Source organism: Psychrobacter sp. GW64-MNA-CIBAN-0177, assembly GCF_040309585.1.
In the GTDB taxonomy this organism is placed as follows: Bacteria; Pseudomonadota; Gammaproteobacteria; order Pseudomonadales; family Moraxellaceae; genus Psychrobacter; species Psychrobacter okhotskensis.
Window position 1 is genome coordinate 19,000 of the sequence record NZ_JBEOOY010000021.1, and the last position, 23,080, is coordinate 42,079.

At 42.4% G+C, this 23,080-nt stretch carries 18 protein-coding genes; 10 read left to right on the top strand and 8 right to left on the bottom strand.

The window, feature by feature from the left end; translation table 11 throughout:
- Nucleotides 1-29: 29 nt before the first annotated feature.
- The 5 genes from bioB to serB all read right to left on the bottom strand — a co-directional run bounded on the left by bioB (nucleotide 30) and on the right by serB (nucleotide 5,304).
- Complete coding sequence (gene bioB, locus AAEY79_RS11670; protein WP_025652281.1) at nucleotides 30-1,064, bottom strand: biotin synthase BioB; 1,035 nt, start codon at nucleotides 1,062-1,064, stop codon at nucleotides 30-32.
- Between the two features lie 358 nt (nucleotides 1,065-1,422).
- Nucleotides 1,423-1,929: an SCP2 sterol-binding domain-containing protein gene (locus AAEY79_RS11675; protein ID WP_025652282.1), complete on the bottom strand. Its 507-nt coding sequence runs from the start codon at nucleotides 1,927-1,929 to the stop codon at nucleotides 1,423-1,425.
- 266 nt (nucleotides 1,930-2,195) lie between these two features.
- Nucleotides 2,196-2,597, bottom strand: coding sequence for an AciT family ciprofloxacin tolerance protein (gene aciT, locus AAEY79_RS11680; protein WP_352244183.1), 402 nt, complete (start codon nucleotides 2,595-2,597; stop codon nucleotides 2,196-2,198).
- A gap of 250 nt (nucleotides 2,598-2,847) precedes the next feature.
- On the bottom strand, nucleotides 2,848-3,852 hold the full coding sequence (locus tag AAEY79_RS11685) for a DUF368 domain-containing protein (protein WP_201632971.1): 1,005 nt from the start codon (nucleotides 3,850-3,852) through the stop codon (nucleotides 2,848-2,850).
- A gap of 261 nt (nucleotides 3,853-4,113) precedes the next feature.
- Complete coding sequence (gene serB, locus AAEY79_RS11690) at nucleotides 4,114-5,304, bottom strand: phosphoserine phosphatase SerB (RefSeq protein ID WP_201632973.1); 1,191 nt, start codon at nucleotides 5,302-5,304, stop codon at nucleotides 4,114-4,116.
- Nucleotides 5,305-5,831: 527 nt separating this feature from the next.
- Between serB and AAEY79_RS11695 the strand changes: the two genes are divergently transcribed.
- The 6 genes from AAEY79_RS11695 (at nucleotide 5,832) to AAEY79_RS11720 (ending at nucleotide 11,496) form a co-directional block, all read left to right on the top strand.
- Nucleotides 5,832-7,370 (top strand): hypothetical protein, encoded by a 1,539-nt coding sequence (locus tag AAEY79_RS11695; RefSeq protein WP_201565540.1) that lies wholly within the window; start codon nucleotides 5,832-5,834, stop codon nucleotides 7,368-7,370.
- A gap of 207 nt (nucleotides 7,371-7,577) precedes the next feature.
- Nucleotides 7,578-7,814: a PA3496 family putative envelope integrity protein gene (locus AAEY79_RS11700; protein WP_025652287.1), complete on the top strand. Its 237-nt coding sequence runs from the start codon at nucleotides 7,578-7,580 to the stop codon at nucleotides 7,812-7,814.
- Between the two features lie 511 nt (nucleotides 7,815-8,325).
- The gene (locus AAEY79_RS11705) at nucleotides 8,326-8,883 is read left to right on the top strand and encodes a UPF0149 family protein (RefSeq protein WP_025652288.1); all 558 of its coding nucleotides are present in this window, start codon (nucleotides 8,326-8,328) and stop codon (nucleotides 8,881-8,883) included.
- Between the two features lie 163 nt (nucleotides 8,884-9,046).
- Nucleotides 9,047-9,484, top strand: coding sequence for a YbjQ family protein (locus AAEY79_RS11710; RefSeq protein WP_227502364.1), 438 nt, complete (start codon nucleotides 9,047-9,049; stop codon nucleotides 9,482-9,484).
- A 49-nt stretch (nucleotides 9,485-9,533) separates the two neighbouring features.
- Nucleotides 9,534-10,022: a YbjQ family protein gene (locus AAEY79_RS11715; RefSeq protein ID WP_025652290.1), complete on the top strand. Its 489-nt coding sequence runs from the start codon at nucleotides 9,534-9,536 to the stop codon at nucleotides 10,020-10,022.
- Between the two features lie 550 nt (nucleotides 10,023-10,572).
- The gene (locus AAEY79_RS11720) at nucleotides 10,573-11,496 is read left to right on the top strand and encodes a bile acid:sodium symporter family protein (RefSeq protein WP_025652291.1); all 924 of its coding nucleotides are present in this window, start codon (nucleotides 10,573-10,575) and stop codon (nucleotides 11,494-11,496) included.
- 146 nt (nucleotides 11,497-11,642) lie between these two features.
- Here the strand turns inward: AAEY79_RS11720 and AAEY79_RS11725 are convergent, their stop codons facing one another.
- Nucleotides 11,643-12,800 (bottom strand): formate/nitrite transporter family protein, encoded by a 1,158-nt coding sequence (locus AAEY79_RS11725; protein ID WP_025652292.1) that lies wholly within the window; start codon nucleotides 12,798-12,800, stop codon nucleotides 11,643-11,645.
- A 374-nt stretch (nucleotides 12,801-13,174) separates the two neighbouring features.
- Between AAEY79_RS11725 and AAEY79_RS11730 the strand changes: the two genes are divergently transcribed.
- From AAEY79_RS11730 to AAEY79_RS11745, 4 genes are all read left to right on the top strand, one after another.
- Nucleotides 13,175-16,120 (top strand): valine--tRNA ligase, encoded by a 2,946-nt coding sequence (locus AAEY79_RS11730; protein WP_352288454.1) that lies wholly within the window; start codon nucleotides 13,175-13,177, stop codon nucleotides 16,118-16,120.
- Between the two features lie 180 nt (nucleotides 16,121-16,300).
- Nucleotides 16,301-16,405 carry a hypothetical protein gene (locus tag AAEY79_RS11735; protein ID WP_201565659.1) on the top strand — a complete coding sequence of 35 codons (105 nt, stop codon included), beginning with the start codon at nucleotides 16,301-16,303 and terminating at the stop codon, nucleotides 16,403-16,405.
- A gap of 169 nt (nucleotides 16,406-16,574) precedes the next feature.
- Nucleotides 16,575-18,971 carry an SIR2 family protein gene (locus tag AAEY79_RS11740; RefSeq protein ID WP_201565530.1) on the top strand — a complete coding sequence of 799 codons (2,397 nt, stop codon included), beginning with the start codon at nucleotides 16,575-16,577 and terminating at the stop codon, nucleotides 18,969-18,971.
- A gap of 145 nt (nucleotides 18,972-19,116) precedes the next feature.
- Nucleotides 19,117-19,305, top strand: a complete 189-nt coding sequence (locus AAEY79_RS11745) for a hypothetical protein (protein WP_227692007.1) — start codon at nucleotides 19,117-19,119, stop codon at nucleotides 19,303-19,305.
- A gap of 9 nt (nucleotides 19,306-19,314) precedes the next feature.
- Here the strand turns inward: AAEY79_RS11745 and AAEY79_RS11750 are convergent, their stop codons facing one another.
- On the bottom strand, nucleotides 19,315-20,448 hold the full coding sequence (locus tag AAEY79_RS11750; RefSeq protein WP_201565529.1) for a sterol desaturase family protein: 1,134 nt from the start codon (nucleotides 20,446-20,448) through the stop codon (nucleotides 19,315-19,317).
- A gap of 251 nt (nucleotides 20,449-20,699) precedes the next feature.
- On the bottom strand, nucleotides 20,700-22,763 hold the full coding sequence (locus AAEY79_RS11755) for a carboxypeptidase-like regulatory domain-containing protein (RefSeq protein WP_025652298.1): 2,064 nt from the start codon (nucleotides 22,761-22,763) through the stop codon (nucleotides 20,700-20,702).
- Nucleotides 22,764-23,080: the final 317 nt, after the last annotated feature.

Genomic DNA, 23,080 nt, shown 5'->3' on the forward strand with positions numbered 1-23,080 from the left:
ATCCAATAATGGTAGCGTTATACCGCAAACTATTCCGCCAATACGACTTGCGATTGATGACCATTCATCGCATCCATAACGGGCACTTGCTTGGGTACTCTCGGCGCGGCAAATTGCGCGGTCAAACCAAGCTCACGCATCAGTCGATTGTCGCTTGATTGACTGGCGTTACCCGTGGTCAGCAGCTTGTCACCATAAAAGAACGAATTGGCACCACCCATAAAGGCTAATGCTTGCTCAGCATCAGATAGGCTTTCGCGACCAGCGGACAGACGCACGTAGCTGGTTGGGCAGCAAATACGTGTCACCGCAATGGTACGAATCCACTCAAGAACGGACAGCTCACCTTCTGCTAATACCTTATCGCCAATCGGTGTACCTTTGATAGGCACTAATAGATTGACCGGAATCGACTCTGGCGCTTTGGGCATTTTTAGCAGCTCATGCACCCAATCGATGCGATCATCACGGCTTTCACCCATGCCAACGATGTTACCGCTACACACGCTAATACCAGAATTGCGCACATTGGTAATCGTATCTAAACGCTCATCATAGCTGCGCGTACTGACAACCTGCTCATAATAACGGCGCGAGGTGTCCAAATTGTGATTGTAATAATCCAATCCGGCATCCGCCAATTGCGCTGCTTGCTCAGTGTCGAGCATGCCAAGGGTCATACAAGTCTCAAGACCGAGGGCTTTTACTTCTTTGACCAGCTCAACCACATAGGGCATGTCTTTGGCGCTAGGGTGCTTCCATGCCGCACCCATACAAAAACGTGATGAGCCACTGGCTTTGGCACGCTTGGCTGCGGCAATGACTTTATCGACTTCGATACGCTTCTCTGCTTGCAGGTTGGTTGTGTCGCGATGATGACCCGATTGTGAGCAGTAGCCGCAATCTTCAGGACAGTTACCGGTTTTGATGGATAGCAATGTGCTGATCTGCACTTCATTGGCAGTAAAATGCTGGCGATGAACGGTCTGTGCTTGCAACAATAAATCCATCAACGGCAAATCAAACAATTGAGCAATTTGTTCACGACTGTGTTTCACGCCCATATTTGAGTTCACTGTAGTGGCATCTGTAGCTAGTGCCGCTAGCAAGTCATGGGTTGCATTGGCTGAATGATTAAGCGTGTTAGTTGGCGTTTGGCTGTCGGCGTTAGGTTCTGAGATACTAAGCAATCCTGCCATAATATAAATCCTTTTATAACGGTATTAAAATTTGAATATCGGTGCCTTTAAGGGTTTTGAAATAATAAAAAAGGCTGCGATATAGTATACCGCAACCTTTTTAGAAAGTCAGAACGCGACTAGCTAGTATTTATAATGACTACAATTAAGCACATTAGAATCATTTTAGCTGCACCTCAGGCGCAACCAATAGCTACTCAATGATTTAGCGACTTATGTCTGATTATTTGCCCAATTTGTGCTTAGCAAAACCAATCCAATGCTCCGCAAATTTCTGCGCTTTATAGGCATAAGGTTTGGCTTTATCAATATATGGCTTACACTCTTCTGGAATGGCTGGCACGATGTGCTTAGCAAGCTTGTTAAACCACATCATCAGGCTATAATCACCCTCAATGCTCAGATTGCCTTCTTGTACGGCAGTCATAAAAGCAGGAAGACTGCCTTGAGTCAAAAGCTTGACGCCAGTCATAGAATCTTTAAAGTTAATCGTTAAATCTGCTTCTTTTGCATGACCGCTATGTTGGCTAAACTGTCCATTATCAAAGCTAAAATAACGTGCGATATCCGCCTCAGTGCTGGCAAGCTCGATAGTGACTTTGCGATCAGCAAACAGCGCTTTAACGTCTTCGTTATCGCTATCAGCCAACATCGATAAGCGATAGCCAACCACAGCCAATAACACGTCTAACGGATCAGATTTGATATCTAACACAGGAACAGTAAACATAGTGCAACTCCTAAAGAATGGACATAAAAATAAAGCGTACTTTATACCAATTTTTGCGACAAATATATAAGTAGATTATAAACCATTGCAAGGTCACAACTCTTTAGTAGTTAAGTAGAGAGCGTTAAGTATCTTGTAACATTAATCGCTCAAGGTTTACTGATTATCAGTTTCTTCGCATTGGCTTTCTTACTTCTGCTGAACTGTTTGCAGTTATCTACTTTTTTATAAATTACTTTTTGATTGTCTGCTTTTTATTTAACGTCTCAATGAAAGCGCGGCTGATAATCGTCGTCGTAGACAGGAGTGTGTTCGATATAGCGTGCCGCTTCCAATTCTCGCTGTTGTTGTACCGTTTGACTGACGTCGTCGTAACGTAGCGCCCGATACAGTACCCAAGCACCTAAAGGTAGCCAGCTGATACCCATGGCGATGACATAGCTGTGCCATTCTGAGAGCGTGGCGAGCATCGGCCAAGTCGCCAACAAACCTTGGATGACTTCAACAGCCAGCCAATAGGCCATACCACCAAACAGATATAGCAGCAGCCAGCGCTGTGATGACAAGGCAAGCGCCACTACCAAGCTTGCCAACAAGCCATAGCCGAGCCACGTCGCGCTGCTCCACGTGTCTATACTGATCATAGAAAATATTGTCAATAACATCATTCATCTCGCTAGTCATAAGGTGAATTCCAATGTGACCATTATGAAAGTTTGCTGAGTAAAGCTAAAGAGGGCAGAGGCGACTTTGCGACAACAGATGACGTTTGGTTTTTTGACTAATTTTGACCGTTGAGCATGTGTAATTGGCAGGCAAAGCGCCGCAAGGATGGGCGCTTATTTTTGAGACTGGCGATGGTTTAAGAATAAGATATTAACAAAACTATTGCTAAATCGAATTTTGACAGTTTAACGGTTAAAGACGATTGCTGCGGTTGCCCCACCAAGCCAATAGTGAGACTAAAACTGCGCCTAATAGCATCAGTCCTATAGTGGTGAGCCACTGCGGGCCAGTAGGGTATTGCCACGGCATGACATTGGTGACTGCCTCGCTATCCAAAGTACCCAAAGCGTCTGTTTTCCACGGCCAGACTTTAACCAAGGAGCCAGCGATAAAACCGGTAAGCAAGGCCAAGGTGGCTTGATAATAATGTGACAATAGCCATTTGAGCGCGCGTGTAAATAATAACAACCCCGTTGCCATACCCGCCATAACAGTAAGGATGATAGTAAAGTTATGGGTATGCACCGCCTCTAATACCGTATCATAAGCGCCCATTAGCAGTAAGATAAACGACCCTGAGATGCCCGGTAAGATCATCGCACAGATGGCAATGGCTCCGGCAAAAAACAGATAGGGTAAGCTTGGGGTGGTGGTCAATAAAGGCAAACTACTGATAATGACCGCTGCCGCAATTCCGATGACAAACAGCACCGCCCGTCCCATGTTCCAGCGCTTAATCTCACTCAATAAAATAAAGACAGTGGCGACGACCAGTCCAAAAAAGAACGACCAAATCAGTAGCGGCTCATTGTCTAGTAGATGCTTAATAATGCCAGCCAAGGTCACAAAGCTGGTCGCAATGCCAAGTAGCAGACACAATAAGAACGTGGCATCAACTTGGCGCCAAACGGCAAGCAACCCTTTAATACCACCGTCTTGTCGAAATACTCGCCACAGACTGGGACCGATACTGCCGAGCGCATTGATCAAACGCTCATAAATACCGGCAATCAGCGCGATGGTACCACCAGAAACGCCAGGCACGATATCAGCCGAGCCCATCGCCATGCCTTTGAAGTATACGCCCAGTAGCTGTTTTGGATTGTCGGTGGCAGGGCTAGTGCTGTTATCCAAAGATTGTGGTAAGGGTTGTGGCGCTGACGGCGCATTTGGCCGTGGTGATTGTGATGCCGTCATGGACAATCCTTTATGATTAAAAAAATAATAAATCTAAAAATCAGCGAAACATATAGTCGATACTAAATAAAATAGAGATACGGCAGTATAAAATGCATGACTGGTACAAATTTTTCTTGCTGGCTGTGCCTACGCAGACAGAGGCGACAAAAAATTTATCTCAGTCACGCTGGCTCTTTTTTATATTGAACTGACCATACAAACCAGAGTAATGATAAAGCATTAACCTAATTTGTATGAACAGATCTAAGCATTTAGCCTCTATACAGTAGAAGCAAGCGCTGGATAACCAAGCGCATAGAGCGTGCCTTCTAGCCCAGTGACATTGATTGCGGCATCGGCGCGTGCTTGTACAATAGGCTTGGCATGATACGCAACACCCAGGTCAGCAATAGCCATCATTGGCAAATCATTAGCACCGTCACCGATACAGACCACTTGCGACATGTCGATACCCAAGCGCTCGGCAGTATGCTCAACGATAGCTGCTTTTTTTGCACCATTGACGATGGGCAGCTGTATATAACCGGTGACTTCACCTTCTTCGATATCTAAAGCGTTGGCATGAATCTCGTCAATACCTAATTGCTCAGCGATATAGCGCGCAAAGTAGGTAAAGCCGCCGGAGACCAATACCGTATGATAGCCCAATGCTTTGAGCGCCTTGATCGTTGTGCGAGCACCCATTGATAGCGTCAAGCGGCTGCAGATATCATCCAGTACATCGGTTGAGATACCTTTTAATAACGCCACTCGCTGGGCAAAAGACTCATCAAAATCCATCTCGCCGCGCATTGCCGCTTCCGTGATAGCTTCGACTTCCTCACCGATGCCCGCTGTTTTGGCCAGCTCGACGATGACTTCTTGCTCAATTAAGGTTGAATCCATATCAAAGCAGGCAAGTTTGTGAGTACGTAGCATATGACCGACTGATAAAATATGACAATCGACGACGTTTAAGTCATCTACACTGCCAGCGTTACGCGTATTGTTATAGGCTTCGGTCAAGTCATGACGCAGACGCGTGGTTAGCTGATCGTCGATGATATGAGCTGCTGCGGTCTTTTTACCAGGGTGCATGAGCGTATCAGTCACTGGTACTAGCAAATAGCGGAAGACTTGTGATTGTGTAAAAGGCAGGCGTTGGACGTCTGCTGCTGTCGGTTCTGTATCAGAAACCATGATGTCGACGAAGCTGGCATCGGTATCTTCAGCGACGGTCACCAAATGCCAGCTTGGCTGCTCATCGACCCATGACTGTATATACTGATGGATATCAAGCGTTGTGACTTGCATCGGCAACACTACAATGAGGGCAAAAACCGGTAGTGATTGCAGCGCGTCGAAATCTTGCAAGTTAGTACCGTCGGGTAGTAGTGAAGCGATAGAGTCGACGGCTTGTTGCCATGCTTTGCTGTCTTTTGGTAACGAATAAGAGGTATTTTTTGGCATGGCTCAATTGTCCCTTGTATGCTCATATAAGATTGGGAATAATAACAGCTTTACTCGGCAGCGCCTATAGATGAGGCGCAAAGTCTCAGCGTTGTATCAAAACGACTCTGAGGGGTAAAAAAGCCGTTAGAATAAATTCAAACGATTATGACAAATTTATAAAACGGCTAACGCCATCAGGCTTACTATGGTGATATAGTAGCGTTATTGCCTTGATAATGACTTTATATTTAAGATAATGACTTTATATTTAAGATGATGACTTTATATTTAAAAGGCGATGCTGAGCAATTTTATCTTAAGCTGTGCTATTTTTTAGACCTCGTTAAGTTTAAGGCTGTGGTGCCTTTTAGATGGTAAGGCTTTTTAGATTGTGGAGCTTTTTAGAACATATTACGTCTTATAATGTAGTGCTTAATGTCATCATCTTTATAAATATAAACATCGCAGAATTTTTTAAAATTAGCCAAAAAATGAGCCATCGCCTTGTTTTTTAATTTCTTTTATCCAAAAAAGTTTACTATATCATGACGTATTTAGCGCCGCGGCAAGGGTTGTTTGCCATTATTCTTCTGGTTAGTTTTTGTTTGCAAACTCTATTATTGGTCATCAGTACCGATCAACAGCTGAGCGAGAGTCGGGCGCAAAAGGGCGAACAGATGGTCGCCCAACTGATTGATGAGGCGCGCTTGTCTTTGGAAAACAAAGACCGTGTCAGCTTGAGCGTCATTGCCAATCGCTATACCAGCGAGCAAGACGTGACTCGCATACTGATCAAAGACAATAACGACGATATATTAGTGCCGGTCGGCAATGCGCCGATGCAGCAAGGCAATACGATCAGTCAAATCGCGACTAAAGGCGATGCGGTGATTGGCAGTGTGTCATTGACGTTGAAGGATATTAGCAAAGGCGAGATCATCACCATGCAGTGGCCGTTTGTAATCGGTACTATGCTGCTGCATTTATTATTGTGGCTCATCTATGGCTATATTGCCCGTCCGACCAAAGAGCAGATTAATGCCCTGAGCCGTGATATCGAAGATTTGCACCGTGAGCAATATCGGCAGATTGATCAGCGTGGCCATTACCGCGAGAATGCTCGTGGCTATGCGGATGATGGAAAAGGCAAGCGCTCAGACGATTTTGAGACAGCGGATAAAGATATTAACCTTACTGATAGCCAAGCGAATGCCAGTGGTGAGACAAACGATACAACCACGCGTACTCGCAAAATTGATGTTCACAATGAAGTCAATGCCTACTTAAGAGCGCAGCAGAATCAAGAGGCGACGGCTGAGACGACTGCTGTTAACTCTGATCGTACATCTGAAAATCACACAGATTATCAGGTAACCAACGCGACGCACTATGAGGAGCTTGATACTGATAACGGCGCTCACAAAACTACTCGTAGTGCCTCCCAGCTATCTACTAATAAGCTATCTAACGCCAAGCTATCTGCCACCCGCGCATTTGACACGGTCAGCGTCCAAATCGTCTTTCATGACGAATTTAATATGCTTGAGCGCCTAGCGCCTTCTCAGCGCTTGCCTTATCTGGCGCTATGTACGCAGCTTCTGAATCAAGCAATGACCGAGCTACTCAAACAGCCACTGCTGATGGGTGTGAGTGCGATGAATGAACCGCGCTTTGATGAAAACGGTGCTTGTGCGCTGCTCAAAGCAGATAATAGCCACGCCAAAGTTGCGCTAGCAGGTGTAATGTTGGGTAAGCTCTATTTAATGCTTAATAAAATCATCCACGACAAGCATATTGAGCTATCACGCTTTGCTTTGCCAGCCAAAGCTGGGGTGAGTGATGATGCCCAAGCCGATGCCATGAGCCAATTGCTACAAAGCGTGGGCAAAAAAGAGCAGATGCTGATATTGCTCCCCAATGCTGGCCTTAAGCAAATCAGCAACCATGTCCAAGTACACAGCATCATGCGCCCAACGACTGTCTATGAGCGTGAGTGCGCGATATTTGATGGTGGCAATGACGCCATGATTCAGCGCTTAGCCGATGTCCGTAATGCCGTATTGATGATTGAAGACGACGAGTGATGATGACAAGTATGGTATTTCGCTGCCTTTAACGCAGCTACTTTCTCTACAATTGCCTACGCGATAGCTGGTCAGATTCACTTTGTATTTGCGACTAAATAGCGCATAGTGATAAAAAGGATTGACAACGCTCAGTAGAGACTTTATAAGGCATATATATATTCATGTATTTTTAATACACTTGCCGAAAAATGATAGGAGTTTGTCATGAGTGACGCTGATATTGACGACGATTTTGATGATGATTTTGTCGACGATGACGACGCAAAGATGGTAGAAGAGGCTGAGACCAGTGTGCGTACGCGCCTAAGCAGTCTCGAGAAGCGTCGACTAATCGATAATTTGCTAGAAGAAAAGCGTTTGGCAAAAGAGTTAAAAGACGACCTTGATGATCTAGATAACTTCGATGAAGATGGCGATGATTGGGATGATGACGACCTCTAGGCTTTAGACTTAAGTTAAGCGCTAGAGGCGTCAGCCAAACAGCCGTTATAACCTTGGTTATACGAAGTAGATCATACAAATTGGGTCACGCAAACTAGGTTATGTAAATTAGGTCGCGCAAAAGAAGCTCAATAAACTAAGCCAACGCCTTAGCAGATTATCGCGACTTAATTGTGCTAAGCTGACTGTCTACATATTAGTGGTTAACGCTTGATTTTCGTTTTTACCGACTGCGACATTATCTACTTTATCTAATAGACTTATAGTCTGTTCGATATAATCTGGATACCAGGAGAGCGAGTGAAGTACTACAAATAGTAGACTAAGCGAGCTTGATACCGTATCTGACTTATAGAGGACTGACTATGCTTTATAAAGGTTGTTTGGTTCTAAGTATGCTCGCCAAGCAACTGCTATCCTCTTTTTATTTACCATCTTTTATTTACCACCTTACATTTAATCGATCGTTTGTGGCGACTGACGCAATCTATCTTTCAAGGACCATCACACCATGAATAACCAATTAAGTTTCGACGAATTATTAGACTATTTGGACAATCAAGAGAGCCAATTCGTGCTTGATAGTGTCGCAACCCATGGTTTTTTGACGGCGACTGTCATTGGGCGTCCGTTGCCTAACTGGCTTGAGGCGCTTTTTGAAGGTCATGTGAGCGAAATTCCAGAAAACGTTATTGATGGTATCCAGCGCTGGCGCGACTCTATCATGGCTGAGCTAAAGAACGAGACGCCTATTGAATTGCCTTTTGGTGAAGATGCGGGCAACGAAGAAGTGGCTGTTGATTTTTCTGAAGAGTCCGATATCGTTGCTTGGTCAATTGGTTTTGTCGATGCCATGTATGGTGATGAAGCCAGCGACTGGTTTGAAAACGAAGAAACGGCAGAAGACGTGGCTGTATTAACCTTGCCAATGATTGTGCTCAGCGGTATCGATGATGAAGATCCAGAGCTGGCCGAAATGCGTGTGGATCAAGATAAAATGGCACAGATGGCCAACAGTATCGAAGGCAATCTGACTGAGCTATTTTTATTGTTCCATACAAATGATTAGTTTGTTAGAGACAGCATTTATTATTAACACTGTTTATTTCTATTAATATTGGGTTTTGTTCGCAGCCATGCGCGCTAACATTACCCTTAATCAACGTCGATGAACGCTGAATGTTACTCGCTAAATTATTTTTATAAGTCACCGATAAGGTCGTACTATGACTGTGCAACTCTCCAATCTTGAGCACTTGCCCAACTATCAGATCACTGAGCGCTTGGACGTGGTTTACGGCAGTACCGTGCGCTCAAAGCATGTCGGTAAGGACTTGTTCGCCAGTCTAAAAAACATCGTTGGTGGCGAGCTGACTGCCTATACTGAGCTACTAGAAGAGTCGCGCCAAGAGGCGATAGATCGCATGATTGTAAAAGCCGAAGCACTCGGTGCTGATGCCGTCGTTGGTCTGCGATTTTCGACCTCTAGCATTGCCCAAGGCGCTTCTGAGCTATTTGTCTATGGTACTGCGGTCAAAGCAGTGCCGGTACAACAGCAGCCTGCCTCAGCGCAACCACCACATTCTCCCTCTAGTCACGACCCATCTATTCAGAATTCACAACCGCCAGCCCCAGCGGATGATTTGCCACGTTTCAATCCTTTTGGTTAGTTAATTAAGTTTTAAAACACTAAAGCTTTTTTATGATAAGAGACGTGCCATGAATAACTCTATGACTCAGTTCCTCATTAACTACGCGCCGCTTATCATATTATTCGTGGTAGGGTGGTTCTTTGGCTCGCGTCATGAGCGTCAGCATTTGGCGCAGCTGATGGTTTCAGAGCAAGCCGTGGGTCATATTGTGGTCTCAAGCGAGCGCTTTTATCGCCCCAAGCTGGTAGCCAATAGTGACAGTGAGCTGGTGCTTGGCAGCGTGGTGATTGCGCAAGATTACTTTAAGATGATTATCGCTCGGGTGCTGAGTTTGTTTGGCAAAAATCTAACCACTTATGAGACGCTGTTAGACCGTGCACGACGTGAGGCTATCGTCCGTATGCGCTCGCAGGCACAAGCCAAAGGCTACAATCATATCTATGGTTTGCGTTTGGAAGTCACTAATATCAATCAATTGGGCAGCATGGTTGAAGCCATTGCCTATGGTACGGCAGTTCTTAGCACTGAGATTGCTACCAAAACGTCCCCAAAATAAGCGCTCATAGCACTATCAATATTTAGCCATCATTATTTAGCTATAACTACTTCACGCCAAATTATCGACCGCCAATTCATTTAAAAGCCAAATCCCTTATAGTCGATACAATTTAAAAATAGTACAAGGCAACCGAGTGTAGATGTATATTTAATACTTCAAACGAGGTTAACGCAGTAATACTTTTATAGTGGAATGACTATAGAAGCTGACGGTACACACTCTCATTTAATCTTATTAAACCCGCTTTTATTGTTGTTCAATAGACCCTATTCTGCATTTGACTGATGAGTCGTTGAATAAAGCAGATAAACCTAACTTTCGCCCTATATACTCCCTTTATTGATTCTTAATAATTATCAATGATTAATCACAGTATCTATAAAGTATTTTATAAAAATCTATATCAGAAATGGTATAAAAAAATGGGTGATGTCCGTTATTCATAAGGGTCGGTAACGATGAACCCGTATTAGCAAGGAGCGCTAATCTGGCATCATTTAATCATTATAAACTGACCTAGTATTAGGTCTTCTACATGGATGTAGTTATGGAAAATCTTGAAATAGTCACTTTAGTAAACTCAGTCGTGATTCCCCTTTGCCTATTTTTGATTATGATGGGTATGGGTATGACCCTCATTACCAACGATTTTAAACGTGTTTTAAAATACCCAAAAGCGGTCAGTATTGGCTTGCTCAATCAGCTTATTTTGTTGCCTATTATAGGTTTTGCACTGGCAAATATCATGCCGCTGCGACCTGAATATGCGGTAGGGGTCATGTTACTCGTGCTCTGTCCGGGTGGCACCACTTCCAACTTATTTACCTTCCTTGCCAAAGGCGATGTAGCGTTATCCGTCACTATGACTGCGATTGCTAGTATCATCACGGTATTTAGTATTCCTATTGTTCTAAGCTTTTCATTGATTCACTTTATGGGTGCTGGAAGCGAGTTTCAACTGCCAATTATAAAGACAATGATTTCTTTATTCGTCATCACCATTTTGCCTATTAGTATTGGTATGCTGATCAAACGCTTTGCGCCAAGGGTTGCCGATAGCTCACAAGTATTGGTCTCTCGTTTTGGCGTGACGTTTTTGACATTTTTAGTGGTGTTTTTGAGTTATGTACAAAGAGATATCATCGTTGAGGCGCTTATCGCTACTGGCCCCGTATCGTTGCTACTAAACCTATCAACCATGGCGCTTGGTTACTACAGTAGTAAATGGTTGGGCTTGAACCTAGCACAACGAACGTCTATCACTATGGAAGTCGGCTTGCAAAATAGTACCTTATCTATATTTATGGCGCTCACGCTCTTGTCTAACTACGATATGTCGATGACCCCAGCTATTTATACCTTAGTTATGTTCTTGACCGCTGGCATATTGGTGAGAGTATTTAGCTCGAAGTTCAATAAGTTGAAGAAGACGGAAATTGAGAAAGGGGTTTTGGCCGCCCGTATGCTCTAAAGGTATCATCAGTGTTGAGCACTTATTGCCTATAAAATATAATTACTGATAAAATATTGCCAGCGCACACTCTTAAATAATGAGTTTGTGTTGGCATTTGCTTGTATGAGTCAGAGGCTTTACGAGTCGATAGGCATTTGATTACCCTAGCGCCGTCGTCTATTCATCCTCGCGACTTGGTTGTCTTTGTTTTGCTGCTTCACTCTTTCGATTTCAAATAAGAAGGTACGGTTTTTGAGTACCGCGACGAACACCACACCGCCTACGGTATTGCCTAATATCACTACCACCAAAAATATCAAGTAACGCCAAAAGCTGACGGTATTGCCATACAGTAGGGCAGAAAACACCTCGATATTACCCACGATACTATGATGCAAACCCAAAAAACCAATACTACCCGTGATTAATGACACCAGCACGATACGGCTAATGGTATCGCGTGCCGAGGTCACCAGCCAAGCGGCGACCCCCATCATCCAACCTGCCAGCACAGCACTACCAAATATCACCCACCATTCAAATCCCAAGACATGCTCAGAATAGGCGTCGATATCGCTCGCACTAAATAGCTGCATATGTAAACCCAACCCGATCATTAACGCTGCAAATAAGCAGCCACCAACGACGTTACCCGCGATCACAATGCCCCACAGCCGCATGAGTTTGTTTAATGGTTCGATGCCATTTAGTACAGGAAGACTCAACAGAGACGTTTGCTCGGTAAACAATAGCGATTGCCCGATGACGACAATGATAAAGCCAATCGGGTAAAGTAGGGAAGCGAGGACAATGGCATAATGACTGGGTAGCACGCCACTCAACAGCGCAAAAGCTGATAAAATCATAAAAAAGCTAATGCCAATCTCCAGTCCAGCGGTAAAGGCACTGGTAAATAACGAGCCAAGCGAGCGTTCAAAGGTTTCTTTGGCATCCATCACTTGCTCAACCAAGATACTGGCATAGCTTTTAGGTTCGCTTAAGTTGTCATCGCTGGCCACTTCTTTGATAGATTGTTTGTCTTCATCGCTCATGCCTTCTGAAAAGTCTTCGTCTTTTAGGGTTTTGCCCTCTGACGCACTTTCATCTTGGTTTTCATCTTTAGAGTCATCTTGGCTTTCATTTTTAGAATCATTTTGGTCTTCATCCTGAGCGACGTACTGATGGGTTTCATTGCTCACTGCTACTGCATTGTTCTTGTCATCGGTATTGGCATTATTATCGTCACTGCTCTTTGCTGCGTGACGGTGAGTGGTGACGCTGGATTCATTATTTTCATGAGAATGATCTTTGTTATTAGGCATGCTAGTAAACTTATATAAGAGAAGCGGTGAGTAAAAGATATAAAAGTGCGAGTCAAACCGACATCGACTTATAGCCATTGCCATGCTGTAATGGCGCTATGCCGTGCTGCTGTATTACTAAAGACAGCTTATTTTAATAAGTTACAGTAAGCCAATAACGACTGCAAGCAGCGAAAAAGCATTCGATGCTAACAAAATTTGCCCATATAAGATAAAATCATCCTACTAACTTTTTTGTTTGCTCGGATGACTTATTATTATCCAACGTTAGCGCTAGGTCTGAACCTAGCTTGCGTTGGTTAATTGTATGAATTCGACGATAACCATACCTTTGCTTATTATTTAATCCATTTACATTTTAGTCTGAGAGCCTTATGAGTAACCCTGATAGCAAAAATAATTTAACCCAATCGATTCAAGCCGCCTTAAGCCAATTAGAAAACGCCTACAATCCAAGCGATGTCGAAGCAGGCATGTATCAAGGCTGGGAAGACAGTGGTTATTTTAAGCCAAGCTTTGATAAAGACGAATCGTTTTCTATTGCTTTGCCACCGCCAAACGTCACCGGCTCGCTACATATGGGACACGGTTTCAATAACGCCATTATGGACGCATTGACGCGTTATCACCGTATGGATGGTGACAATACCTTGTGGCAACCGGGTACCGATCATGCGGGTATTGCTACCCAGATGGTCGTTGAACGTCGTTTGGAGGCGCAAGGTATCAAGCGCCGTGACATGACTCGTGAAGACTTTGTGGATAAAGTATGGGAATGGAAAGAAGAGTCGGGCGGCAATATCACTAGCCAAATTCGTCGGCTTGGTAGCTCGGTGGATTGGTCGCGGGAACGCTTTACGATGGATGATGGCTTGTCCAATGCGGTAAAAGAAGTGTTCGTACGTTTATTTGATGATGGTTTGATTTATCGCGGTAAGCGTCTGGTCAATTGGGATCCAAAGTTCCAAACGGCGTTATCAGATTTAGAAGTCGAAAACCACGACGAAAAAGGTAGCTTGTGGCATTTCCGCTATCATTTCACCGATAAAGATATCACTACACAAGACGGCAAAAACTATCTGGTTGTCGCCACCACACGCCCTGAAACTTTACTTGGTGATACCGCCGTTGCAGTTAATCCTAGCGATGAACGTTATGCACACTTAGTTGGCAAAACCATTACCTTGCCGATTACTGGGCGCGTAGTGCCTATCGTCGCTGATGATTATGTCGAAAAAGACTTTGGTACGGGTTGCGTAAAAATCACCCCAGCCCATGACTTTAATGACTATGAACTTGGTCGTCGTCATAACTTACCACTGATTAATATCCTCGACGAGCGCGCCAATATCTTAGCTGACATGGAGGTCTACGCTGACTTGCAAGTGCGTGAGCCTGCACTTGAGCCTACGCCTGCTGAGTACGCGGGACTTGAGCGTTTTGCGGCGCGTAAATTCCTCGTTGAGCAAGCAGGTGAGCAAGGTTGGCTAGAAGACATCGAAGACTACGCGCTCAAAGCACCGCGCGCTGAGCGTGGCGGTACGATCGTCGAGCCATTTTTGACCGATCAGTGGTACGTCGCCATGAATAAGCTGTCACAGCCTGCGATTGATGCGGTAGAAGACGGTAGCATCGAGTTCGTGCCTGCGCAATATAAAAACATGTATATGGCGTGGATGAACAATCTGCAAGACTGGTGCATCAGCCGTCAGCTCTGGTGGGGACATCGTATCCCTGCATGGTATGACGATGCGACAGGTGAAATCTATGTCGCCCGTGACGAAGCGGAAGTGCGTAGTAAATACAACCTAAGCGAAGATGTAAAACTGCGCCAAGACGATGACGTGCTCGATACGTGGTTCAGCTCTGGTCTATGGACGTTTAGTACGCTTGATTGGGCAGACGTCAACGCCGATCCACGCGTGATGGACACTTTCCACCCGACCAGCGTGCTCGTGACAGGTTTTGATATTATCTTCTTTTGGGTGGCCCGCATGATCATGATGACCATGCACTTCGTGAAAAACGAAGACGGCACGCCGCAAGTACCGTTTAAGACCGTCTATGTGCATGGTCTGGTACGTGATGGCAACGGTCAAAAAATGTCAAAATCAAAGGGTAACGTCTTAGATCCGATCGATCTAATTGACGGTATTGAGCTAGAAGCGTTGGTCGAAAAACGTACCAGCAATATGATGAATCCGAAAGACGCGGCCAAGATTGAGAAGCAAACGCGTAAAGAGTTCCCAGAGGGTATCCCAGCTTATGGTACGGATGCACTGCGCTTTACCTTTACCTCATTGGCCAGTACAGGTCGCGATATTAACTTTGATCTAAAGCGTGTCGAGGGCTATCGTAACTTCTGTAATAAAATTTGGAACGCTAGTCGTTTTGTCCTCATGAACTGTGTCGATAGCGAAGGCAATGCCAAGCCTATCGACCAAGCGGCTAATCCTGATGTGTGGGAATTACCAGAAAAATGGATCATGAGTCGTCTGAACTCTACCGTTGCCGATATCCATCAGCATTTCGCCCAGTATCGTCTCGATATGGTCAGCCAAGATATCTATGAGTTCATCTGGAACGAGTACTGTGATTGGTACGTTGAGCTTGCCAAAGCCAGCCTAAATGATGATTCAGTGACGGACGCGCGTAAAGCGCAAATCCGCTACGTGCTCTTGGATGTACTTGAAACCGCCATGCGCTTTACCCATCCGATTATGCCGTATTTGACCGAAGAGATTTGGCAAACCATCGCGCCGCTATTGGGTCGCAAAAATACCGACAGCATCGTAGTCGCTGACTATCCACAGACCGATGCCAGCCAAATCAGTGAGCAGACCGAAGCGGATATGGCATGGCTACAAGAGCTAATCGCTAGCGTCCGTAATATCCGTGGCGAGATGAAACTGGGTAACGCGGTACGTCTGCCCGTGCTACTACAAAATATCTCTAGCGACGAAGATGCGCGTCTATCACGTATCAAAAACCAGTTCAAAGCGCTTGCCAAAGTCGAGAGCTTAGAGATCGTCAAAGAAGGCGATGAGGTGCCGCTATCGTCATCAAGTATGGTCGGTCAGCTACGGGTACTCGTACCGATGAAAGGACTTATCGATCCAACGGCTGAGCTAGCACGTCTAGGTAAGTCATATGATAAGTTGAAAGGTCAAGCCGAAGGTATCGCACGTAAGCTAGGTAATGAAGGCTTTGTCAGTAAAGCACCTGCGGAAGTGGTCGATGCGGAAAAAGCCAAACTGGCTGAGCTAGAAGGGCAGTTGACGGCGATGACGGCGCAGATGGAGCAGTTGAAAGCGTTGTAAATAAAGCGTAAATATTTATAGTAATAAAAAACGCTGTCACAATTGTGATGGCGTTTTTTATTGTTTACTGGTTAGTTCTCTGAATAGCTCTTGATCCTGCAGTATAACTGAATATTTGTGTGCTATTATTTACAGTCTATTAATATGAACTCGAATATATCTATATAAGCTGCAAAAAGTATCGTCAGTAAAGCACCTGCGGAAGTGGTCGATGCTGAAAAGGATAAACTGGCTGAGCTAGGAGGGCATTTGATGGCGCAGATGGAAGAGTTGAAAGCGTTGTAAATATCAAAAGCTTAAAAAATATGGCCCCAGCATCGAAGTCCTTTAATAGGGAGTAAATATGTGATGAATGAGGTAGCGTTTTTTAAAGAGCTTTCTCGGCTTCGTCCCTGACAAAAAATCAGGTATTGGAGTAGATATAAAATGAAAATTGATTAATCAAGGATGGTAAATGTCTATAAAGCTTGAACAATTAGTTCATAAAATAGTACCTGAAGAAACCATACTTTTTTTTGGTTCAGGTGCTACTGTAGAGTCAAATGCTCCTTCAGTAGAAACGATTATATCTGATTTGGGCAAAGACTTTCAGATAAATCCTAAAGGTTATACTTTGGGTGAGATTACTGCGATTATTGAAGAGGACTACAGTCGTCGAGAGTTGATTGATAAATTACAAGATTATCTTAGTAGAACGCAACCTATAGGAGGCATAAAAAACCTACCTCTATACTCTTGGAAAACTCTTTATACTACAAATTATGACAATGTAATTGAAGAGTGCTATAGGCAAAAAAATAAAGATCTTAATGTATATGCATCTAACCACGATTTTAGTGCTCGTTCTTTACCTCAAGTTACTAAATATTATAAATTACACGGAACTATTGAAAAAGATATAGCCTACGGTGACTCATCACGTATAGTTTTAACTGACTTTGATTATTATGAAATTGAAGAGTATAGAGATGCCTTAATTACAAAGCTTAAGTCTGATCTTATTGATTCTCATTTAATAATAATTGGCTATTCATTAAATGATGAGCATATTAAGAAAATAACGAATGAAGCTGTTAAGCGAGGTAAGTCAACTGGTAGCAGTAAAGTTACTTTACTTATTTACAGTGAAGATGAAAATAGAGCTAAAATATGGGAAAGAAGAGGATTTGAAGTTTGCTTTGGAGGTATTAGCGAGTTTTTCAATAAAATGGATGCTTCGAGTTACGGTATGCCTCTAGAAAAGTTGGCACACGATAATACATTCGATACAGTTACTAGTCTTACACCTACTACAAAAATAATATCTGAAGAATTGGTTAAAAGCTCAAATATCAATTTAATGGTTAACGGAAGCCCCGCATCATATTCAGATATAAAAAGTAACTTTACATTTAAGAGGGATGTTTTTAATGATATTAAAAACAGTATAACTAGCACAGAATTTATTTCATATACAATTTTAGGACCTAGTGGGGTAGGTAAAACTACTTTAGCTAGACAATTGTTATTCAGTTTAAATCATGATGGATTTAAATGTTTCGAACATCGAGTTGATTATGACTTTAATTTTTATGACTGGATCGAATACGTAAAAAAACTTATAGAAAATGATGAGAAAGCTGTGCTATTAGTTGATGATGCACATAGTTCCTTGAACGAAGTTATGAAACTGATTGAATACTTAGATCAAGGTAGTATAAAAGTACTTTCCATTCTATTAACATCTTCAAAAGATAGATGGACTTTTAGGACAAAAAATCCAAGCTATTTTAAAAACAATATAAATTACGATATTAAATTATTATCTAACCCAGAGATTGATAGTTTAATAAATGTGGTCGAAAACCATGATTCGATTAGAAAAGTAATTAATAGTAATTTTGATGGTTTTACACGCTCTGAGATTAAGAGAAGATTGAAAGTACAATGTGAATCTGAGACATTCGTATGCCTTAAAAATATATATGCTACAGAAAAGTTTGATGATATTATTCTCAGAGAGTACGCTAACCTTAGTGAAGAGATTCAAGAAATCTACCGTTTAGTATCTGCGCTTGAGTATTGTGGAGTAAGAGTTCATAGACAGTTAGTCACTAGACTTTTGGGTATTGAAGGTAAAGTTATATCACATTATTTAGATAGTTTGATTGATATAATATATGAATACAATATTGATAAGAAGGAGGGGATATATGGCTGGAAAGGAAGGCATCCTGTAATTACTAAAATAATAATAGATTACAAATTCCATGATAAGTCTGAGTTGTTTGATTTAATTGAAAGAGTTGTAGATAATATTATTCCTGCTTATGATATTGAAGTAAGAAGCCTAAAAGAGCTGTGTAATTTCGAGACTGGGATACCCTCATTAAAAAGTAAAGTCGACCAAAATAGATTGCTTAGGAAAATAATATCTATGGTACCTAGTGAAAGAATACCTAGGCATAGATTGATTAGGAATTTAGTAGAAATCGATGATTTTGAGAATAGTGAGGCTGAAATAAAAGTATACGAAAATGACTTTGGAGGTAGGGATCCTACTATATACAGATATAGGACTAAACTAAAAGTCGAAAGAGCTTTAAAAACTAAAGGTATAATGGATGAGGATAGAAATGCAATTTTGTATAAAGCAGTTGATGATTTGATAATTTATATTAATCACTTTCCTAATAATAGGTTTTTACTGAAAGAAATGTGTAGCCTTGGAGTTATAATAGCTCAAAGGACAGGCAATGTAGAATGGCTTGAGCAAGGTTTATCTTTATTGAAAAATGCTGAGATTATCACCCAGGATCCTGAAGTTACAAGTTATGTTTCTAAATTTGAAAGCAGGCTTGAAAAATTATAAACATTAAAAATATATTTAATATTTTTTTAATGTTTAATTCTTCTATTTCAAAAAAACCGCTCCAGCTCGTGCTGTTAGCGGTTTTTTAATGTCAGTTATTAGTCTATTATCTTTAAAGGAATAAAAATCTAACGTAAGGAACACCATGAACCATCTCACTGTCGGACAACGCGCGCCTTTAAGCAATCTTGCTATTGACGACACCGCACCCATCACGCTCAAGTTTACCCGACAAAGTCCAATAGAGATGGACATCAGCTGTTTTGCCTTAGATGCAGCGGGCAAATCAAGCTTATGCGTTATGAGTCGCAGCCGGCAGCAGACAAGAGCCTAAATACTTAAATCAATTCTTCTTACGTTGTTTGTTATTTTGCAGCGGATATACTAACTGCGCCACAAAGCCCTCTGGTATCTTTGTATTGGCTGTCGTACCGTATTTTTTGGGTAAATGGTCTGGTAGATGAGCAGTTTTGAATAGCACATCATAAATAGGCAGAAAAGCGGCAAAGTTTTTGTCCCATGCTTCTTTTTCTGAGGAATGATGCCAATGATGGAACTCTGGCGTTGCAAGTAGCCAGCGAAAATACGGAAAACGGAACCGTACGTTGGCATGAATAAAAATGGCATGAAAAGAGATAAACACCAAATAAGCATAAGTTGCCGCTGGAGAGAAGCCCATAAACAATAAGGGAATATAACCGACAAAACGATTCACAATTAGCTCAAATACATGCACCCGACTTGCCGCCAGCCAGTCCATGTGATGCGAAGAATGATGCACGGCATGTATGCGCCATAGCGACGGGACTTTGTGCATAGTGCGATGAATCCAGTAACTAAAAAAGTCCACTATGATCAAAATCTCTATAAATTGCAGCACTAAAGGCTGACCACTGACCAGCTGATGCCATGAGGGATTGAGCCATTGGTTAAATAAAATCTGCGCTGGAATGATGGTAAAAAAACTCAATAACTGAATACCTAAATGGCTAAACATGAAGTATTTAATGTCCGTTACCCAGCCAGATCGCAATAGCTTTTGTTCTTTATATTTGGCATAAAACCGCTCCATAGGTATAAACACTAATGCGGAAATCACTAGAGTCAAAACAAAATAATCCAAGCCTGCATATAGACTACGCTCATAGTAATTGGGCTCGATCTGTCCTGACGCGAGCAGCGCTGCCAAGGCATTGAGTAACATACCCGCCATGCCCCAGCGCTTAGACGGATTGCGTAGTAGACTAATAACACCCGACACAAAGCCAATAACCACACTGGCAAACAATAGGCCTCGTAAAATATTGGCATCATATAAGGGTCTAAAATCTGGTGTGGTAAGCAGATTGGGGAATAAAAAACACAAAGCAGCAAGCGTGGCAAGTATGCCTAAAGACAGCGCAATAAAGGCAGACACTTGCCCTGAGCCTTTTTTAATTTCACGGTCTTCAAAGTGTTGTCGGAGTAATTTGCTCATAGTTTTAATTTGCTGATGCGATTTGAGTTTAATCTAGCATTGTTTAGCGCAAATGAGTATATTATTTACTCGACATTATTAGATAAATACTGTGGATTTTCATGATATCTGCGAGGTAGCCATTATTGATTAACAGCTCACCCTTAGGCGCTTAAATTCAGTTTTCATTCTGCTTGCCTAGAGCAAAAAGACCGCTACAATATCATGCTGTAGCGGTCTTTTTACTTAGAATTTAATACATTTATAAATTTTTAAAGTGTTGGATAAGCTTCTCTTAATGCTGTAAGAATTTGCTCTTTAGCGGCTTCATTGTAGTAAGCGCACTCATTAGTATCCGCTGTAGATAAGTTAGCAAACCCACCCTTAGTATAATAACCTTCGTATACTAAATTATCAAAATTTACAAGAGCCTCAAATTCTTGGTCTTCATCTGCTACTCTGTTAGCAGCCCAAGGAATACCTGCCCATATACCTCGAATAGGATTTAGATCTAAAACTCTAACTTCATCTTCGAAATTACTACTAGAGCCAAGTCCATCGAAGGTTATAAAGTCTAAATTATTATTTATAGATCTTATAGCTTTACAGCTTGCAGCTCCTGTAAAAGTTCCTCTTGAAAAGGGCAAATTGTTCAAATTGTCGACGAGAGCATTAGGGAAGTCTTCTTCATCAATGTTGTATGACAATACATCCCCTATCTTTAGGCCAGATATAGACTTGTCATTGAATGTAAGTATACTTCTAAAACCATTATTGAACTGCTGTATGAGCTGGTTTCCTCTTACAGTCGTACCTAAAACCTCAAACTTGAGTCTATTATTATCTATAGTATATGGTGCTGTTTCTATAGCTGTCCCTTGACGCGTAAGTATGAAGGACGGACCAGTTGCATTTAAGAAATTCACGCTTTGTTGATAGTTTCCTGTTTTATATAGGGACTCAAAATATAAAGCAACACTAGTTGTCAATGAATTAAACGTCGTCAATGATACGTTCTCAAGCTTGTCATTATTATCTAGATCAAACTCAAAATTATAACCAATTAGTCCATTGCTATTACTAGTAGCAGGTGGTTGAAAAGAATCTTCTGGTGAGGTAGGCGTAAGCGTAATAGAAACAGGTGATAAGGGAAGCTCATTAAAATTCCCGCCCACATCACTATTATTTAGATCTATTTCACCATCACTATCAATAGTTCCTACTTCGATACAATTACCATTATTGATTTGGTAAGTACCATTTTGTGCCAAGGCAGGAATTTGAATGGCATTGAATGTAACCGAATATGGATGAGAAGATAAGGTTAAAGGCGTATTAAAAGGTACTTTGATACTAAACTTACCTTCGCTATCAGCCCCACCAGCACTAAAGAAACTGCCTCGCCCTGTTATCTGACCAGCAAAGTCATCTTTAACATACGGTTTTTTAGTTTTGGCATCAATTACACAGCCTTCTAATAATGCATAATATTCTCCAATAGGAATGTCGAGGTTCCATAACGTAAAGTGAGAGACTTGTCCTTTATAACTACCATCTGTCTGACGAGTAGCGACACCTTCTTTCACCCAAACAGTTTGCTCTTCATCGTAATACCACAAAGGAATAGAAGGTAGGTTTTGGTCAGTTGATACTTTAGGATAAACTAAAGTGGCCTGAGTACCTTTCTTGAGATTAAGCGCTGCGCCTGTAGCAGGGTCAGTGAGCTTGACGTCAATGACACCGACGGTGACCAGATCTGTCTGCTGACTGCCATCACTATTTTGTCCGGCAAAAGGCTGCGCAAAGGACTGTGCCCCTGCGATAGAGTCTGGATTGTAATAGTTGGCAGCGATATTGACTGTACCTGTGTAGCTGCTGCCATCTGCTTTGATGATACTATTTGCGGGAATGCTTATCTTAGCGCCTGATACTTGTAGTTCACTAATACCTGCACTGGTGGCGAAGGCGTTTGTGACTTGGTCGGCTGTCAAGGTAATGTCTAATTTATGCGAACGTTTAGGCGCTACTTTGAATTCACGTGCCATCGTCAAATAGCCTGTCTTACGTACTAAAATCACAGCATCAGACTTTAGCTTATCTAAGCTCAATGAATAAGCGCCAGAGCTATCGGTAGTCACCGCACTTTTACCGATTTTGACTTCAGCACCTACCACAGGGCTGCCATTAGCATCTTTTATCGTACCGCTGATACGCTGTTGTTGAGTGTTTGTGTCAGGTTTGTTGGGCTGAGCGACTGTATCGTTGTCATCACCACAAGCCGTTAAGCTCAAAGCAGCAAACAATATACTGGCAGTTAGGGTGTTAAATTTGGTCATAAGGGGGTCTCTAATTTAGACAGGGTTTTAATTCATGTTTGGAATTTGGTGGTTTTAATTTATGCGATTTATTGAGTAGTGCACGGTTGAGCGCATTTTTATAAAAAATATCTTGATAGTGATTAAGAACTAAACGAGCTGTTTGTATGGACAGTTACTATCGCACATAATCTAGTAACAAAAGGATTATGCCTTATAGTTCAACAATATTCTAGTAGTTAGGATGGAGGATAACTATTGTTTTGTTAACCATAAGAGCTGGGTTCGAGAGAGATATTAAATGATGATCTGTCAGTGCAAAAATGACATAAAAATGC

Coding starts and splice junctions, on each gene's coding strand:
- bioB (WP_025652281.1), bottom strand. CDS start 1,064: ATGGGCGTGAAACACAGTCGTGAACAAATTGCTCAATTGTTTGATTTG.
- AAEY79_RS11675 (WP_025652282.1), bottom strand. CDS start 1,929: ATGTTTACTGTTCCTGTGTTAGATATCAAATCTGATCCGTTAGACGTG.
- aciT (WP_352244183.1), bottom strand. CDS start 2,597: ATGATGTTATTGACAATATTTTCTATGATCAGTATAGACACGTGGAGC.
- AAEY79_RS11685 (WP_201632971.1), bottom strand. CDS start 3,852: ATGACGGCATCACAATCACCACGGCCAAATGCGCCGTCAGCGCCACAA.
- serB (WP_201632973.1), bottom strand. CDS start 5,304: ATGCCAAAAAATACCTCTTATTCGTTACCAAAAGACAGCAAAGCATGG.
- AAEY79_RS11695 (WP_201565540.1), top strand. CDS start 5,832: ATGACGTATTTAGCGCCGCGGCAAGGGTTGTTTGCCATTATTCTTCTG.
- AAEY79_RS11700 (WP_025652287.1), top strand. CDS start 7,578: ATGAGTGACGCTGATATTGACGACGATTTTGATGATGATTTTGTCGAC.
- AAEY79_RS11705 (WP_025652288.1), top strand. CDS start 8,326: ATGAATAACCAATTAAGTTTCGACGAATTATTAGACTATTTGGACAAT.
- AAEY79_RS11715 (WP_025652290.1), top strand. CDS start 9,534: ATGAATAACTCTATGACTCAGTTCCTCATTAACTACGCGCCGCTTATC.
- AAEY79_RS11720 (WP_025652291.1), top strand. CDS start 10,573: ATGGAAAATCTTGAAATAGTCACTTTAGTAAACTCAGTCGTGATTCCC.
- AAEY79_RS11725 (WP_025652292.1), bottom strand. CDS start 12,800: ATGCCTAATAACAAAGATCATTCTCATGAAAATAATGAATCCAGCGTC.
- AAEY79_RS11730 (WP_352288454.1), top strand. CDS start 13,175: ATGAGTAACCCTGATAGCAAAAATAATTTAACCCAATCGATTCAAGCC.
- AAEY79_RS11740 (WP_201565530.1), top strand. CDS start 16,575: ATGTCTATAAAGCTTGAACAATTAGTTCATAAAATAGTACCTGAAGAA.
- AAEY79_RS11745 (WP_227692007.1), top strand. CDS start 19,117: ATGAACCATCTCACTGTCGGACAACGCGCGCCTTTAAGCAATCTTGCT.
- AAEY79_RS11750 (WP_201565529.1), bottom strand. CDS start 20,448: ATGAGCAAATTACTCCGACAACACTTTGAAGACCGTGAAATTAAAAAA.
- AAEY79_RS11755 (WP_025652298.1), bottom strand. CDS start 22,763: ATGACCAAATTTAACACCCTAACTGCCAGTATATTGTTTGCTGCTTTG.